The following is a 14,782-nucleotide window of genomic DNA, read 5'->3' on the forward strand; positions in this document are numbered from 1 at the left end:
CATTGCAGCGTAGATCGATTTTGTTAGAACCGTGTGTCCATTGTTTCGTCCTATGCTGAAGGGTTCCTGATGAGCGATACATCCGTCAGTCTCGATGAGGGCTGGAAGGCCGCGCTGGCGGGGGAGTTTTCAAGCCCCTATATGCAACAACTCAAATCCTTTCTCGTCGCGCAGAAACGAGTGGGCAAGCGGATCTTTCCGAAGGGCAGCGAATATTTCCGCGCTCTTGATCTGACGCCGATTGTCAACGTCAAGGCCGTCATCCTCGGACAGGATCCATATCACGGGCTTGGGCAGGCTCATGGACTATGCTTCAGCGTCCGACCCGGCGTGCGCATACCGCCCTCGCTCGTCAATATCTATAAGGAGATGGAGACGGATCTCGGCATAGCGCCAGCGCGCCATGGTTTTCTCGAACATTGGGCAAAGCAGGGCGTGCTCCTGCTGAACAGCGTGCTGACGGTCGAGGAAGGGCAAGCGGCCGCCCATCAGGGCAAGGGGTGGGAGCGCTTCACCGATGCCATTATCGGCAAAGTCAATGACGAATGCGAATCTGTCGTCTTCATGCTCTGGGGCTCCTATGCCCAGCGCAAGGCCGCATTTGTCGATACCACGCGGCATCTGGTGCTCAAGGCGCCGCATCCCTCGCCGCTTTCGGCCCATAACGGCTTCTTTGGCTGCAAACATTTTTCCAAGGCGAATGCCTTCCTTCAGTCCCGCGGACGGGCGCCGATCGACTGGCAATTGCCGGCAGATCCTTACGGCGCCTGATGTGAACGCGGCGCGATCTTCGTTCACTAATAATAGACAATGCGTTTTGGTCTCTGGGTCTATTCCGGAGGCCGGCTGAGGCGCATTTATGATCCATCAAAAGCCCGCGGACTGCGGGCAAGAAAGGGGTCTCACATGCTCGATCAGATCAAGGGTCTGCACCACGTCACGTCGATGGCGCAGGACGCCCGCACCAACAATCAGTTTTTCACCCATGCGCTCGGCCTGCGGCGCGTCAAGAAGACTGTCAATTTCGATGCGCCTGATGTCTACCATCTCTACTATGGTGATGAGACCGGTGCGCCCGGCACGATCATGACCTATTTCCCGTTCCCGAAGATGGCGCAGGGCCGGCCCGGGACCGGGGAAGTCGGCACGACGGTATTTTCTGTCCCGCAAGGCTCGCTCGGCTTCTGGAGCGACCGCTTCGCCACGCTTGGTCTCGGCGGTCTGAAGGCTGAGGAAAGCTTCGGCGAAAAGCGCCTGAACTTCTCCGGCCCGGACGGTGACGGCTTCGCGCTTGTCGAGGTCAAGGATGATGCCCGCCAGCCCTGGACGCATGGCGGCATCAGCGAAGACCACGCCATTCGCGGCTTCCACTCCGTCGCCATGCGGCTGAGAGACGAGGGCGCGACGGCCGAACTCTTGAAGTTCATGGGTTATCAAGTGGCTGAGGAGCGGGACGGCATCAAGCGGCTGATCAAGTCTGACGGCAACGGCGCGCACCTCATCGACCTTGAGACGATGCCGAACATTGCCCGCGCGCTTCCCGGCGCCGGCTCCGTCCACCATGTCGCCTTTGCCGTCGAGAATCGCGAAAAGCAGCTCGAAGTGCGCAAGGCCCTGATGGATACGGGCTATCAGGTGACGCCTGTGATCGACCGTGATTATTTCTGGGCGATTTATTTCCGCACGCCGGGCGGTGTTTTGTTCGAGGTCGCGACCAATGAGCCCGGCTTCGACCGTGACGAAGACACGGCTCATCTCGGCGAAGCGCTGAAGCTGCCGCAGCAGCACGCTCATCTTCGTGCCTTGCTCGAGCAGCATCTGCAGCCGCTCGAAGCTTAGGGAGGGCAAGATGACCGAAACCGGATATGTGCACCGGCTGCGTGCCGGTGCACCTGACAAACCTATTCTGCTCGTGCTGCACGGCACCGGCGGCGACGAAAACCAGTTCTTCGACTTCGGCCGACGGCTGTTGCCCGAAGCAACGATTCTTTCGCCGCGTGGCGATGTTTCCGAATACGGCGCGGCGCGGTTCTTTCGCCGCACCGGCGAAGGGGTCTACGACATGTCCGACCTTTCACGCGCGACGGAGAAGATGGCGGCCTATGTCAAGGCGTTTGCCGACGAATATCGGGCTTCCCACATTCTCGGCCTGGGTTTTTCGAATGGGGCGAATATTCTTGCTAACGTGCTGATCGAAAAAGGCATCTTCGATGCGGCGGTTTTGATGCATCCGCTCATTCCGTTTCAGCCCCAGGCTCGCTCGACGCTCACCGGAAGAAAGGTTCTGGTGACAGCCGGGCAGCGGGATCCCATCGCTCCGGCCGCGGTGACCCAGGCGCTGTCTGCGCACCTGGAGGGCCGGGGCGCGGAAGTCAGGACGGTCTGGCATGCCGGTGGGCACGAGATCGCGCCATCGGAGATCAATGCGGTTAGCGGCTTCCTCGGCGGCTATTGACCTTTGCCACAGTGGCCAAGACTGCGAACGGGGCCGGCGAATGCCGGCCCCGCATCGTCGCTGATCGACCAATTATCTGAAGCGCGTCGCGATCTTCCAGATTCGCTCCTTGCGCTTTAGGTCGCTGATTAGGCATGGCGTTGCTGCAAAACCGCAGCACAGTTTTGCGCGACATGCTCAGGGGCGATGAGGATATTTGCCCCTTATTGCCTTCATGTAAAAATTCCCCGGCGATTCTGCCATCGTCAAACCGACGACGACGCCTTTGGGGACACCTTCATATTCTCGTCTCTGGCCGTTGGTCAGATAGACCCGTAGATGCCGGCTGTCTTCGTCGTAGCTGATCGCCTCGATAAGTTTCGAATCAACCGCAGTTTCCACTTTGCACCCCGCAGTTTTGGATCTCAGATTCCTGATCAATAATCGTCATTCACGCTCGCGGCGCACCATCTTTAAGCGGCGTCGCAGGGTCGTCAAGCGTGATCTGCTTTAACGTTCATTTTTTCCGGATGCCTCTCGCTGTAGTTGATTTATGCAGCTTTTCCGGAGGCCTCGCCTGTGGAAAGCCGTCGGTTTCGAGTTCTCCCCGGTCTGGAGACTTTGGGTGGCACAGCCGAATATGAAAGAATCGATCCAGTAGACAGAAGATTAACCGGCGATTAATCATCATGTCCTAAAATACAACTTGATATTAATGATGATATCTTCTCAACGAAAACATAAGTACAGAAACGCCGTTGTCCGTGGCAGCCGTTTAGCTATCGTTGGCGAGCTTGCCTCGCTTCGCACCCAGGATTCACGCAGGAGACCCTTGCGCTTTCACCTGGGAGCTACAGGGATGGACAATCCGCATTGTTTGATGTGTTGGACGCGCAGCGTTCTGTCGCGACCCCAGACGAGGCTGGTGAAGGCGATTCAGCAAGCGGCGAAAGATCAGGTCGTTTTGAATGTGGCAATAAGTTGCGGCTACATTGTCAACGCCGCGATCAGGCCAACTTCTTATGAACACTGAGTTGCGTGCCATTGCAGCGATGGATGGGAAATCGATCAACCCGCCAATCGGTCGGGTCTCATAAATGGGTTACATGTCTAATTATCTAGGACGGTGGCGACAACAGATACCGATACTGGCCGGCAATCGTAAGAAGCGCGCTCGGTTGAGCTTTGCCGAAGGCGACTTCGCTGCGGTCTACGCCATGAGCGATGTTCACGGATGTTACAACGAGCTCGTCGAGGTGCATCGCCGCATCGAGGAGGATGCAGCACGCATTCAGGGGCCGAAACTCATCGTCATGCTCGGCGATTATGTCGATCGTGGACCCGATTCGAGCGCGGTTCTGGAGTTCCTGAGCAAGAACCCGCCGCCAGGATTTCAGCGCCTGGTTCTTTGCGGCAATCACGATGCTGAACTGGTGAAGCTCTATCGCAAACCGGCTGGTATTCTCGAATGGCTGGGTTTCGCCGGGACGGAGACGCTGCACTCATACGGCATCGATATCGAGCATCTCCTGCAGTCGGCGGCGGGAAATGAAACGATCACCCGCGTCATTCGCAATATGATACCCGAGCGGCATATCCAGTTCCTGGAATCGCTGCCGATCATGGTGCGCCTAGGCAGGGTGGTTTTTGTGCATGCGGGCGTCAGACCCGGCATCGATCTCGAGAAACAAAAAGACAACGACCTGATGTGGATCCGGCAGCCCTTCCTGGACGAAGGACCGCAGCTTCCTGTCCTCGTGATCCACGGACATACTCCGGGGCGAGCCCCGACATTCGGTCCGCAACGCATCGGCATCGACACCGCGGTGTCGGCGACGGGCCGGCTGACCGTACTGACGATCAAGGGGACGAGGGTAGGGCTGCTTTAGCGCGCCGTGCGATTTTTCAGACGAAGGACGCGCTCTCCGCACTCTGGATTTGCGCATCGTATTTTTCCAAGAGTCATTTCTGATCTTCGTGCCGATGCGCTCGGCGAAGAGAGCGTGGCGCACGCTCCAAAAACAAACGCCGCGGGATTGTGCCGCGGCGTCAGAAGGCTCACATGGCTGCCAGGCTCCGTCAGGCGTCCTGGTAAAGATTGGTGCCGATACCGGTATAGGTAAAGCCGTGTTTGCGGATTTCGTCGCTGCGATAGATGTTGCGCAGATCGACCAGGACCGGAGCGCGCATCGACTGCTTCAGGCGATTGAAATCGAGTGCGCGGAACTGGTTCCATTCGGTGACGATGACGATGGCATCGGCGTCGGCCGCGGCTTCGTAAGGGCCGTTCGCATATTCGATGTTCTCGATGACCTTGCGGGCATTGTCCATACCCTCTGGATCATAGCCGACGACCTGGGCGCCGGCGTCCTGCAGCGTCTGAATGATGGCGATGGCCGGGCTGTCGCGCATGTCGTCGGTGTTCGGTTTGAAGGTCAGTCCGAGGATGGCGACTTTCTTGCCGCGAATGTCTCCGCCGACCGCCGAAATGACCTTGCGGCCCATTGCCCGCTTGCGGTTGTCGTTGATCGAGATCGTCGTTTCGATCAGACGGACCGGTGCGTCGTAATCCTGCGCCGTCTTGGCAAGGGCAAGCGTATCCTTGGGGAAGCACGAACCGCCGTAACCCGGACCGGCATGCAGGAACTTGGAGCCGATACGGCCGTCAAGGCCGATGCCGCGCGAAACGTCCTGGACGTTTGCGTCGACCCTTTCGCAGAGATCGGCGATCTCGTTGATGAAGGTGATCTTCATGGCCAGGAAGGCGTTAGCCGCATATTTGATGAGCTCGGAGGTGCGGCGGCTCGTGAAGACCAGGGGAGCCTGGTTGAGGTAAAGCGGACGATAGACTTCGGTCATGGTCTCGCGTGCCCGGTCGTCGTTCAGTCCGACGACGATCCGATCAGGACGCTTGAAATCCTCGATCGCCGCGCCTTCACGCAGGAATTCGGGATTGGAGACGACGGCGACGTCAGCCGAAGGATTGGTTTCCCGCACGATGCGCTCGACCTCGTCTCCAGTGCCGACCGGCACCGTCGACTTGGTGACGATGACTGTGAAGCCTTCCACATAGGTGGCAATCTCGCGCGCAGCCGCGTAGACGTAGGAGAGATCGGCATGGCCGTCGCCGCGACGAGACGGCGTTCCGACCGCGATGAACACAACGTCGGCGCCACGAACGCTTTCGCCGACATCCGTCGAAAACGACAGGCGGCCGGTGCTGGTGTTTTCGGCAACCAGTTGATCGAGACCCGGCTCGTAGATCGGAATGCGGCCCTCGCGAAGAGCCTCGATCTTACTCAGATCCTTGTCGACGCAGATGACGTCGTGGCCGAAATCCGCAAAGCAAACGCCTGAAACGAGGCCGACATAGCCTGATCCAATCATCGTGATGCGCATATTTCCCTCAAATCATTAGAGTAGAACGTCATGCTGCGTCGCAGCATGGCGTTCGTCATACTGAATCTGGGCCAAAAGACAATATCGAAGATCGCTTAATACCCACATCGGAAGTCGTGTCGAGGGTGCCGCTGTTCGTTGCCGGCCACCCGCTCGACAGCAAAAACATAGGTTTATGTGGGCGATATGACAAGTCGAGCGTTCGTGAGAGCCGGCTCTATTTCAATCCGGGAATGAGGCGAACTGCTCTATCGGCTGCTCGGCTGCTACAGCCGGTACCAGACGTACGGGTCCGTTCCCGATTGGATCTTGTCCCAGCGCAGATCTGTATCGCGCCAGTTCTTGATGCTGCTTTGCCTGTTGTCGAGGACCAGGTCGCCCTTGTCGGTTCTGACCACGAGGACGGCATGCCCTTCGCCGGAAGGTGTATAGGCCGTTGCAATCCGCAAGGCGCGCGATGACCAGCCCATCGCTATCAGCCGGCTGCGCTTGGTCAATGCAAAATCTTCGCAGTCGCCGCTGCGCACATTCACCTTCCAGACATCGCCGTTCAGTTCGTTGCGGGAATCGTTGCGGCCAATCATGGTACGATTGACCGTGTGGTTCACATTCTTCAGCTGCAGCATTTCCTTGTCCGTCAGTGCGATGACCGCCAGACCGTTGTTGTCGCGGCATTCGGCGGGGTTCTGGGCGCAGAACAGCACCTGGGCGAAAGGCGGAACGATCTTTTCTTTTTCGGAGATATAGCTGACCTCGGAACTGCTGGTCAGGCCGCGGGCGAAACCTGCGGGGCCGGCCGCAAGTGCAGAGCAGGCATTTCCTACTGTAAAAGCCAGTGCCAGAAGTGTAACGAAGGTTTTCTTCATCTCTTAATCCCCGTCAGGGCAAGCGATTGAGATCAGGCTTGCCTTTTGGTTCAGTCAATGGCATGGCGATTTAGTGATCTGCCAAGTATTGGGCACAGAACGCCTGTCCCGTTTCTGCTGCTTGAAGGAGCATAAGCGGGTCCTGTCTCGATTGGCTTAAGCCGTTCGCGACAATTTTAACGATGTGGAATTCTGTTGCACTTTAACACGCAAGCGCTTGATATGCAACTTATGTTAGTACGAGTATATTAACCGTAATGGTTGTGATTGCCTCGTTTTCCCTGCCGGTGAGTGAAGTCCCAAATGTTATCCAACCTCATCAACAGGCAGGTCTTGCGGGAGACGATTCTCGTTGCCTTCATCGGCCTGGTGATATTGACGCTCATTCCTTTTGGGAGTGTCACACCTTTGCCCTTCGCCTTCGCCGCAATCGGAATGTTTGCTCTCGCGATCGTTTCGATATTGCTGTTTGCCGAGCCAATACAAAGCAGGTGGGTGTTCAAGATCGCCTTGCTTTTGCTCGTCGTGCTGGCGAGCTGGGCATTCATCCAAACGATTGAACTGCCGGCCAACTGGCTGGCAAACCCCGCCTGGGGCGCTGCGCGCGATCTGGCGGGCGTCCAATATGCGGCGATCTCCGTCGAGCCGGCCGACACGCTTGCGTCGATACTCAGGGTGGCCCTGCCTTTCGTGACTTTTCTGACCGGACTTATCTTGTGCGATACCGATCAACGAGCGCGGAAAGTGCTCACCAGCCTGGGGCTCGCGGCGGGGGGCATCGCTGTTTTCGGCCTGCTGCAATTTTCGATGTTTCCCACCATCCTGATCGTCATAGAGAAACACGCCTACCTCGACAGCCTGACGGCCGTCTTCGTCAACCGCAATACGGCCGCGACTTTCCTCGGGCTAGGAACGTTGCTCATGCTGACGCTGGTCAGGGACAATGCCCGGTCTTACTCAGTCCATCCGCCCGGCGAACCAGGCCGAAACCTTCTGCTCTTGAGAACGTGGATCTATATTCTGCTCCTATGCGCATGTTTCACCGCGTTGATGCTGAGCCGATCACGCGCCGGAATATTCGCGACCTTTGTCGCCGCGCTCATTTATTTTCCCTGGCTTGCCCTCAATTGGAAGAGTTCAAGTCAACATTTAACACCGGTGTCGAAATGGCGTTCGGTAGTGAAGTTTCTCTCGGCGGTCATTTTCGTCGTCCTGTTGCTGAGCATGTTTGCAGGGCAGGCGATTTTGCGCGCGCAGGAACGGCGGCTCGAGGATGATGATCGTTTCTGTATTCTGCCCGGCATATGGCGTGCCATTTCGGATCACTGGCTAACGGGAACCGGCCTTGGAACCTTCCGCACCGTGTTTTCCGCCTACCGCGATCCCGCCTGCGGCATCTTCGGGATTTTTGACCGTGCACACAATTTCTACCTCGAAGGCATTCTTGGTCTGGGGATAATGTTTCCGGTTGCGACGTTTCTTGTTTTCGCAGTGCTTGCGAAAGTTTTCCGGCGCGGGCTCTCCGACAGGCGGCGCCTGCGACATTATGTTCTGCTCGGCATAGCGGGGACGGTTCTGGTCGCCCTTCATGCCGCGGTCGATTTTTCGCTGCAAATCCCTGGTTTCGCGGTATTTTTTTCCGCATTCCTGAGCGCCGTCGTTGCGATCAGCCTCGGCCGCAGTCGCGGCGAAATCGATCGGCAATATGGGTGATCGATCCGCGCCAAACGGCTTTAAATGAATGGAATTTATGAAGGTTTTTCGAAAATACCGATTGATTGGGGGCTGCGGGTTGACTCTTAAACGCAAGAAATTTTATAGCGGACGCAGCCTTTAGATTATTGCCGGCGTCAGAGAGCCGGGCTGAGCCGTTCGTTTACTGAAGGGCTCGGCGTTGCCGGGCTGCCACAGTTAGAGAATGATAAACGGCATTCGGTAATTATTGATCAGGGATTGTCTTGTAATTTGTCCGATTGCGGAGCAGTAGCTTCAAGGGCGTCAACACGGGTTATTCTATGGGTTGTTTTCCTGTCGGTAGTACACGCGTCGCCATTGTTGTAGCGCTAACGAGTATTTTGGCAAGCTGCACGTCCTTGCCAAGATCCGGTCCAGATCACAAAGATGTCGATCGAGGGGCCGCGGTAAAGGTAACAACGAAGGAGCGTCGCGTCGGTATCGACTACGCCCTGGTTGACCTCAGCAAGAACGTCCTGTCCTATTTCACCTCTCCGCAACCGACCTCCTTCAAGGGTTTTGGCGGTGGGCGCGGTGGAGCGCCTGAAATTCCGCTCGGTTATGGCGATGTCGTCGAGGTTGCGATTTTCGAAGCTCAGTCCGGCGGTCTCTTCATTCCCTCCGACGCCGGTAGCCGGCCCGGCAATTATATCTCTCTGCCGGCGCAGACCATCGATAGAAACGGAACGATCACGATCCCCTATGCGGGTCGCGTTCCGGCTGCGGGTCGCCTGAAGGAGACCGTCGAGCAGGATGTCGAAGATCGTCTGGCCAGCCGCGCAATCGAGCCGCAGGTGGTTATCACCACGACAACCAACCGCTCCAGTCAGGTGGCCGTGCTTGGTGACGTCAACAATCCGCAACGCGTTCAGATCAGCCCGGCCGGTGAGCGCATCCTCGACGTCATTTCCGCCGCGGGTGGTTTGACGACCAATAACATTGAAACGAATGTGACGCTGCAGCGCCGCGGCAGAACGGCGACCGTCGCCTACAATACGCTGTTGAAAAATCCGGCGGAGAATATCTATGTCGCGCCGGATGACACGATCTCGGTCGATCATGAGCGCCGTACCTATCTCGCGCTCGGCGCCGCCGGCGTCAGCGGCCGGTTCGATTTCGAAGAGTCGGATCTGACTCTCGGGGAGGCCATCGCGAAGGCGGGCGGCCTGCGCGACGACCGAGCGGACCCAGCCCAGGTTCTGCTCTATCGCCTTCTCCCGAGGAAGACGCTTGCGGCGATGCATGTAGATACGACGCGGTTTGCGGGCGATACGGTTCCCGTGATTATCCGCGCCAATCTTCGTGATCCGGCCACCCTGTTTGCCGCTCAGCAATTCAAGATGGAAGACAAGGATATTATCTATATTTCCAATTCGGACTCTGTCGAATTGGTCAAGTTCCTTGACATCGTAAACTCGGTATCGTCCACTGTCGCCGGCGTGTCGGACGACGCACGCGATACCCGTAATGCGGTGCAAGAACTCGGAAATTAAGTGGGAAAGAGCCGGCGCCGAACGCGTACGATCGGCGCCGCGGCCTGTTTTCGACAGCGGATTTGATGAAGGAAGCCACTTTTATGGCAAGGTTTAGTGTTCATCGTAAACTTGCATATAGCGGAATTGCCGCGGCAATTTTTGTCGGCATGACGTCGGGCGCCTTTGCGGCTGCTTGCCTGGGTCCTGCAAACCTGACTTCCATTGATGTCGGCGGATTTACGGCCAATCCCGCCGTTCTGCTCGATCTGTCCGATCCGTTGGTTCTGTCGTCGCGTGTTCGTGCGCTGGTCGGAAGCAGCAACGACGCGCTGTCGCCGGTGATCGAGCAGGCCAAGAAGGCGAATGCCGCACAGATGGCGGCCATCGGCTCCGGTCTCGCGCGGGCGGCAAACAGTTGCCAGGTGACAGATCCGCAATTCAAGCTGGTTATCGAAAAGGCTGTCGCCGAGGCGGCGAGCGCCGATCCGAACCTCGCGCCGCTGCTTGCTGCCTTTGCAAAGGTCCTGGCCGAAGGCGGGACCGCGGCGCTCGGCCCCGGCGCAAGTGCCGCCGCCGCAGCACCCGGCATCGGCAATGATGGGCAGGTTGGACAAACCGGCCCGGGGTCGGACGATGGCACGCCTTTCGACGGCGCTGCGACGACTGCCGGTACGCTGATAGTTTCGAACGCAGATTCCGACTCGTCTTCGAGCACTACTACCACTACTACGTTTGTCAGCACGAATGGGGGAGGACAGTCGTCCGCTGACACGACGGAGTCGACGAGTCAGAGCGTCCCGGTCACACAATAGCTGGAATTGCCTGTAGATCTTGGCGCTTGACGCCTTTGTTGGAGATCGAAATTGCTGTCGCCAGATAAACTTACGCCGCGTATCGACGCCTCCCGCGATACAGGAAACGAAGCTGATTTCATCGATTTCGACAAGCTGATCGCAATTGTTCGCCGGCAATGGCGGATCGTAGCGGTGTGCGCTTTCGCCTTCGCCATTCTTGGTGTCGTCTATGTGCTGACTGCGGTGCCGGTCTACACGGCCGAGACCAAAGTGCTGATCGACCGCAGCGACAATCAGATGATTAACCAGCTGGCGGCTTTCGGCCAGCTGGACGATGACGAGGGCACGGTCCTCAGCCAGGTCGAGCTGTTGAAGTCCGACACGATCGCCTATGCGGTCGTCGACAAGCTGAAACTTGTCGATGATCCTGTATTCACGGCGCAGAAGAACTCGCTTTTTTCTGTCGCAACGCTGAAATCCCTGGTCAATTTCCGCTCCTGGTTTGCCGACGACGGGGCCGTTGCTCCTGATGCGGAAATGAAGCGGCGATGGGCTGCGGAAACCGTCGCCGGAAATATCGATGTCGAGCGTGTCGGCAAATCCTACGTCCTCGACGTCAGCTATACCTCGCAGTCGCCGGATCTGGCGCGAGAAATTGCCGCTGCCATCGCCGATGTTTATCTGGTTGATAAGCTCAATTCGAAATATGAGGCGACACGCCGGGCCGGCGAGTGGCTGCAGGAGCGTATTGAAGAACTCCGGCAGCAGGCGCTGGACACCGACCTCGCAGTGCAGAAGTTCCGCAGCGAGCATGGACTTGTCGAGGCAGGATCGGGCACTTTGCTCAGCGAGCAGCAGCTTTCCGAGCTGAACAGCCAGTTGATCAAGGCTCAGGCCGAAACGGCGCAGGCCGAGGCGAAATATACTCGCATCAAGTCGATCATCGAAGCCAAGCAGACCGATGCGATCGTGACCGATGTGCTTGACAGCTCGATTTCAAACGACCTCCGCAAGAAATATCTGGAAGCTTCGAAGCTCGAGGCCGAGATCGAGGCGCGGCTTGGTCCCGACCACGTGCAGGCAGTCCGGCTCCGTGCTGAGATGGCCGAATACGAACGGCTCATGTTCGACGAGCTGAATCGCATCGCTGAAAGCTATCAGAGCGAGCTCACGGTTGCGCAATCCCGCGAAAAATCGCTGCGCGACAGCGTTGATAAGGCAACGGGTGTAGCGGCAACGGCGGGCGAGACGCAGGTACAGCTCCGCGAGCTCGAGCGGACGCGGGATACTTACAAGAATCTCTATCAGAGCTTCCTGGCGCGCTATCAGGAAGCGATCCAGCAGCAGAGCTTCCCAATTACCGCCGCACGCATCATCACGACTGCGGAGACGCCGACGAAGCCGAGCGCGCCGAAAAGAAGCCTCGTCATCGCTTTCGCCATGTTCCTGGGATGCGCGTTCGGTAGCGGCATTGGCGCTTTCCGTGAATTCCGCGATCGCTTCTTCCGCACCGGTGACGATGTCAAGGATATGCTCGACGTCGAATCACTTGGCGTCATGCCGTTGATCGAGAACAACGTCGAGGATCCGACGCTCGTCGATCCCGGGAACCCGCGAAGCATCGCCAGGGGCGGCAAGACCACGACTTATGTCGAGGAGCATCCGCTGTCGGCATTCGCCGAGACGCTTCGAAGCGCGAAGATCGCGATCGATATCAGTGCCTCCGACCAGCGCTGCAAAGTCATCGGTGTGGTGTCGAGCTTGCCCGGTGAAGGCAAGTCGACGACCGCCATCAATTTTGCCAAGCTTTTGGCCATGCAAGGGGCACGGTGCCTGCTGATCGACGCCGATATGCGCAATCCGGGAGCGACGCGGGCCATCGGCCGCCACGCGGAGGCCGGCTTGCTTGAAGCAATCGTCGACAATCGCCCGCTGAAGGATCTCATTCTCCTTGACCCCAAAACAAAGCTCGCATTCCTGCCGACCGTGGCACGCTATCGCGTTCCGCATTCGTCGGAGCTGCTCGCGTCGCGCGGTATGGATCAGCTTCTCGAGCTTGCGCGTCAAAGTTTCGATTACATTATCGTCGACTTGCCTCCTCTGGCTCCGGTGGTGGATGCACGCGCCATTAACCCGAAGCTCGACGCGGTCGTTTTCGTGATCGAGTGGGGCAAGACTTCGCGGAAGGTGGTTCAGTCGACACTGTTGTCCGAACCGGATCTCTATACGAAGTGCGTCGGTGCCATATTGACCAAGGTCGATCCGGCGCAGATGAAGCTCTACCGGACATTCGGTTCCAGCGAGTATTATTATAAGCGCTATTCGCGGTACTATACCGAAAGCTGATGCTCGGCATTCGGTATGTTTCGCCCACGAGAATCGTTTTCCTCCTCGTCGCTGTGGTCTTTACGGCGCTGGCCGGCCGAGAACTCTATGCCTCGATAAGGACGGCCAGCATTTCGCTTGTCGCCGAGAGGATAGAACGCGGCGAAACTGTCGCGAACGATGTCGCGGCCAGATATGCGGCGCGCGCTGTCGAGGTGGTCGACGGACACTATTGCCGATCTGACATCCTCGCCGCCGGCGTCACGCTCATTCTGACGCAGCTCGATCGACAGAACGTCAATGTCAACTACGACGCTTGGGCCGCTGCGGCGTCAAATGCGCGTCAATATTTGCGGCATGCCCTCTCGTGCATGCCGACAAATAGCAACTTTTGGCTTCGGCTTGCGGCCGTGCAGTCGAAAATCGCAGAAGATCCAGTCTCGATTGCGGAAATGATGAAGCGTTCGGTCGTGCTCGCGCCCCACGATCAAGGAATGATTTTATCGCGGTTTTATTTCTGGAACGATTTTACCAGCGTAACCCTTTCCGCTGCAAAGATTGCGCTTGATAGCGATCTCACCACAATGCTGAAACTTGGCGATCGCTGTATGGTCAATGCCGCGATAAGGAAGGTCAACCCGCAGCTCCGCCCGATCTTCGATCGAACTTGGGCGAGCGTAGGAGAGGGGGCTACAGCGCGGTTTCGACAGCGCTGCGGCAGATAATCGTTCTCCGCCATTCCTGAAGAGCGTAGCAAGCTTAAGCTGCCTAAACCCGCATCTGAGATGAAACATTGTCAGAGCGGACAAAGCAGGTCTTGATACAACATCAACAACGTCCGCCGCGTAAGCGGCGGGCGCTGCATCATCGATGGTTTATCGATGATCAGACGGTTGCGCCGGAGACGACGTCCGTGCCCGTGATGTTGAGCGTTAGAATGCCGACATCCGTATGGCCTTCACCGTCGGAGATCTTGTAGTACTGGATTGTTTCGGTGATATGGTCGCCTGGAGCGATATCCGAAGCTAGGTCATAGGTAAACGAGCCGTCCGCCTTGACATGGAAGGTCCCATAGGTGCCGGCAATGTTCGTTGTTGCGGTCGGGTCGCCGTTTACGCTGGTGTTGGCGAACTGACGCAGGAAAAGATGGCCATTGTCGCCAGGAATGTCGTTGGTCAGCAGATTGCCGGCGATGGCGTCGCCCTCGTTGAAGCTGAGATGGTCGTCAACAGCAATCGGCTTTACCTGGGTGACACCCTGGATATTCAGCGTGAATAGGCCGAAATCGGTATGGCCGGCGCCATCGGAGATCTTGTAGGAAACCCGTTCGTGGAGCGTCTCACCGGCGGTGAAGCCGACCTTTGCAGCGTCACTCAATACGTAAGTATAGCTTCCGTCCGGCTTGACGTAGAACGTTCCGTAGTCGCCTGCGATTGCGGTAATCTGATTGTTGCCCTGCTTGGCACCAACGCTCTGGTGGTCGAAGGCGCGAAGGAAAAGGTTGCCATCGGATGTGTCGTTGCTGAGCAGGTTCCCGGAAATGACGTCGGTTTCCAGAAATGTTGCAGTATCGTCGGTTGCGTGAATAGCCATCTGTGTCTCTCCTTGAAATTGCTCTTCGCCGGTCACTTTTGACTTCGGCAAGCCGGATGATTAAGAGTATCTTAATACATGGAGTCAAGCGTGTAGTTAACAACAGACAAGCACTTCAGAGTGTATTGATCTGCAAGTATACGCGCGCAATGTGCATAAGTC

Annotated in this window: 13 protein-coding genes; 9 read left to right on the forward strand and 4 right to left on the reverse strand. The window is 57.4% G+C overall.

All coding sequences use genetic code 11. The features are described 5' to 3' along the window. The first annotated feature begins 69 nt into the window (after positions 1-69). From ung to HJC00_RS28175, 3 genes are all read left to right on the forward strand, one after another. Positions 70-771, forward strand: a complete 702-nt coding sequence (ung, locus tag HJC00_RS28165; protein WP_210630205.1) for a uracil-DNA glycosylase — start codon at positions 70-72, stop codon at positions 769-771. A 135-nt stretch (positions 772-906) separates the two neighbouring features. Continuing rightward, a complete protein-coding gene (locus HJC00_RS28170) occupies positions 907-1,839 on the forward strand; it encodes a VOC family protein (protein ID WP_221164980.1) in 933 nt (310 codons plus the stop codon). Between the two features lie 10 nt (positions 1,840-1,849). Then, entirely contained in the window at positions 1,850-2,455 is a 606-nt protein-coding gene (locus HJC00_RS28175; RefSeq protein WP_221164981.1) for an alpha/beta hydrolase, read from the forward strand. A gap of 177 nt (positions 2,456-2,632) precedes the next feature. Here HJC00_RS28175 and HJC00_RS28180 read toward each other — a convergent pair whose 3' ends face one another. Beyond that, on the reverse strand, positions 2,633-2,875 hold the full coding sequence (locus HJC00_RS28180; RefSeq protein WP_064804427.1) for a KTSC domain-containing protein: 243 nt from the start codon (positions 2,873-2,875) through the stop codon (positions 2,633-2,635). Between the two features lie 656 nt (positions 2,876-3,531). On the opposite strand from HJC00_RS28180, the gene HJC00_RS28185 reads away from it, so the two are divergent. Further along, entirely contained in the window at positions 3,532-4,323 is a 792-nt protein-coding gene (locus HJC00_RS28185) for a metallophosphoesterase (protein ID WP_210630211.1), read from the forward strand. 190 nt (positions 4,324-4,513) lie between these two features. On the opposite strand, the gene HJC00_RS28190 is transcribed toward HJC00_RS28185, so the two are convergent. Together HJC00_RS28190 and HJC00_RS28195 are read right to left on the reverse strand one after the other, a co-directional pair. Beyond that, the gene (locus HJC00_RS28190; protein ID WP_210630213.1) at positions 4,514-5,833 is read right to left on the reverse strand and encodes a UDP-glucose/GDP-mannose dehydrogenase family protein; all 1,320 of its coding nucleotides are present in this window, start codon (positions 5,831-5,833) and stop codon (positions 4,514-4,516) included. A 266-nt stretch (positions 5,834-6,099) separates the two neighbouring features. After that, positions 6,100-6,699 (reverse strand): transglutaminase-like cysteine peptidase, encoded by a 600-nt coding sequence (locus HJC00_RS28195; protein ID WP_210630215.1) that lies wholly within the window; start codon positions 6,697-6,699, stop codon positions 6,100-6,102. Between the two features lie 303 nt (positions 6,700-7,002). On the opposite strand from HJC00_RS28195, the gene HJC00_RS28200 reads away from it, so the two are divergent. The 5 genes from HJC00_RS28200 (at position 7,003) to HJC00_RS28220 (ending at position 13,752) form a co-directional block, all read left to right on the forward strand. Beyond that, positions 7,003-8,412, forward strand: a complete 1,410-nt coding sequence (locus HJC00_RS28200; protein WP_210630217.1) for an O-antigen ligase — start codon at positions 7,003-7,005, stop codon at positions 8,410-8,412. A gap of 302 nt (positions 8,413-8,714) precedes the next feature. After that, positions 8,715-9,926, forward strand: a complete 1,212-nt coding sequence (locus tag HJC00_RS28205) for a polysaccharide biosynthesis/export family protein (RefSeq protein ID WP_210630219.1) — start codon at positions 8,715-8,717, stop codon at positions 9,924-9,926. 83 nt (positions 9,927-10,009) lie between these two features. Next, entirely contained in the window at positions 10,010-10,720 is a 711-nt protein-coding gene (locus HJC00_RS28210; protein WP_210631575.1) for a sugar transporter, read from the forward strand. A gap of 51 nt (positions 10,721-10,771) precedes the next feature. Next, on the forward strand, positions 10,772-13,048 hold the full coding sequence (locus HJC00_RS28215) for a polysaccharide biosynthesis tyrosine autokinase (protein ID WP_210630221.1): 2,277 nt from the start codon (positions 10,772-10,774) through the stop codon (positions 13,046-13,048). Continuing rightward, positions 13,048-13,752, forward strand: coding sequence for a hypothetical protein (locus HJC00_RS28220; RefSeq protein WP_221164982.1), 705 nt, complete (start codon positions 13,048-13,050; stop codon positions 13,750-13,752). Before HJC00_RS28215 ends, HJC00_RS28220 begins: the two co-directional genes overlap by 1 nt. A 160-nt stretch (positions 13,753-13,912) precedes the next feature. On the opposite strand, the gene HJC00_RS28225 is transcribed toward HJC00_RS28220, so the two are convergent. After that, the gene (locus HJC00_RS28225) at positions 13,913-14,620 is read right to left on the reverse strand and encodes an Ig-like domain-containing protein (RefSeq protein ID WP_210630225.1); all 708 of its coding nucleotides are present in this window, start codon (positions 14,618-14,620) and stop codon (positions 13,913-13,915) included. Positions 14,621-14,782 lie beyond the last annotated feature (162 nt).

This window comes from Rhizobium sp. NLR22b, assembly GCF_019685295.1.
GTDB lineage: Bacteria > Pseudomonadota > Alphaproteobacteria > Rhizobiales > Rhizobiaceae > Rhizobium.

Bases quoted from the DNA above. Each gene is read 5' to 3' on its own strand.
- HJC00_RS28200 (WP_210630217.1), top strand. From the start codon at position 7,003: ATGTTATCCAACCTCATCAACAGGCAGGTCTTGCGGGAGACGATTCTC.
- HJC00_RS28195 (WP_210630215.1), bottom strand. From the start codon at position 6,699: ATGAAGAAAACCTTCGTTACACTTCTGGCACTGGCTTTTACAGTAGGA.
- HJC00_RS28170 (WP_221164980.1), top strand. From the start codon at position 907: ATGCTCGATCAGATCAAGGGTCTGCACCACGTCACGTCGATGGCGCAG.
- HJC00_RS28185 (WP_210630211.1), top strand. From the start codon at position 3,532: ATGGGTTACATGTCTAATTATCTAGGACGGTGGCGACAACAGATACCG.
- HJC00_RS28190 (WP_210630213.1), bottom strand. From the start codon at position 5,833: ATGCGCATCACGATGATTGGATCAGGCTATGTCGGCCTCGTTTCAGGC.
- HJC00_RS28210 (WP_210631575.1), top strand. From the start codon at position 10,010: ATGGCAAGGTTTAGTGTTCATCGTAAACTTGCATATAGCGGAATTGCC.
- HJC00_RS28205 (WP_210630219.1), top strand. From the start codon at position 8,715: ATGGGTTGTTTTCCTGTCGGTAGTACACGCGTCGCCATTGTTGTAGCG.
- HJC00_RS28175 (WP_221164981.1), top strand. From the start codon at position 1,850: ATGACCGAAACCGGATATGTGCACCGGCTGCGTGCCGGTGCACCTGAC.
- HJC00_RS28220 (WP_221164982.1), top strand. From the start codon at position 13,048: ATGCTCGGCATTCGGTATGTTTCGCCCACGAGAATCGTTTTCCTCCTC.
- ung (WP_210630205.1), top strand. From the start codon at position 70: ATGAGCGATACATCCGTCAGTCTCGATGAGGGCTGGAAGGCCGCGCTG.
- HJC00_RS28225 (WP_210630225.1), bottom strand. From the start codon at position 14,620: ATGGCTATTCACGCAACCGACGATACTGCAACATTTCTGGAAACCGAC.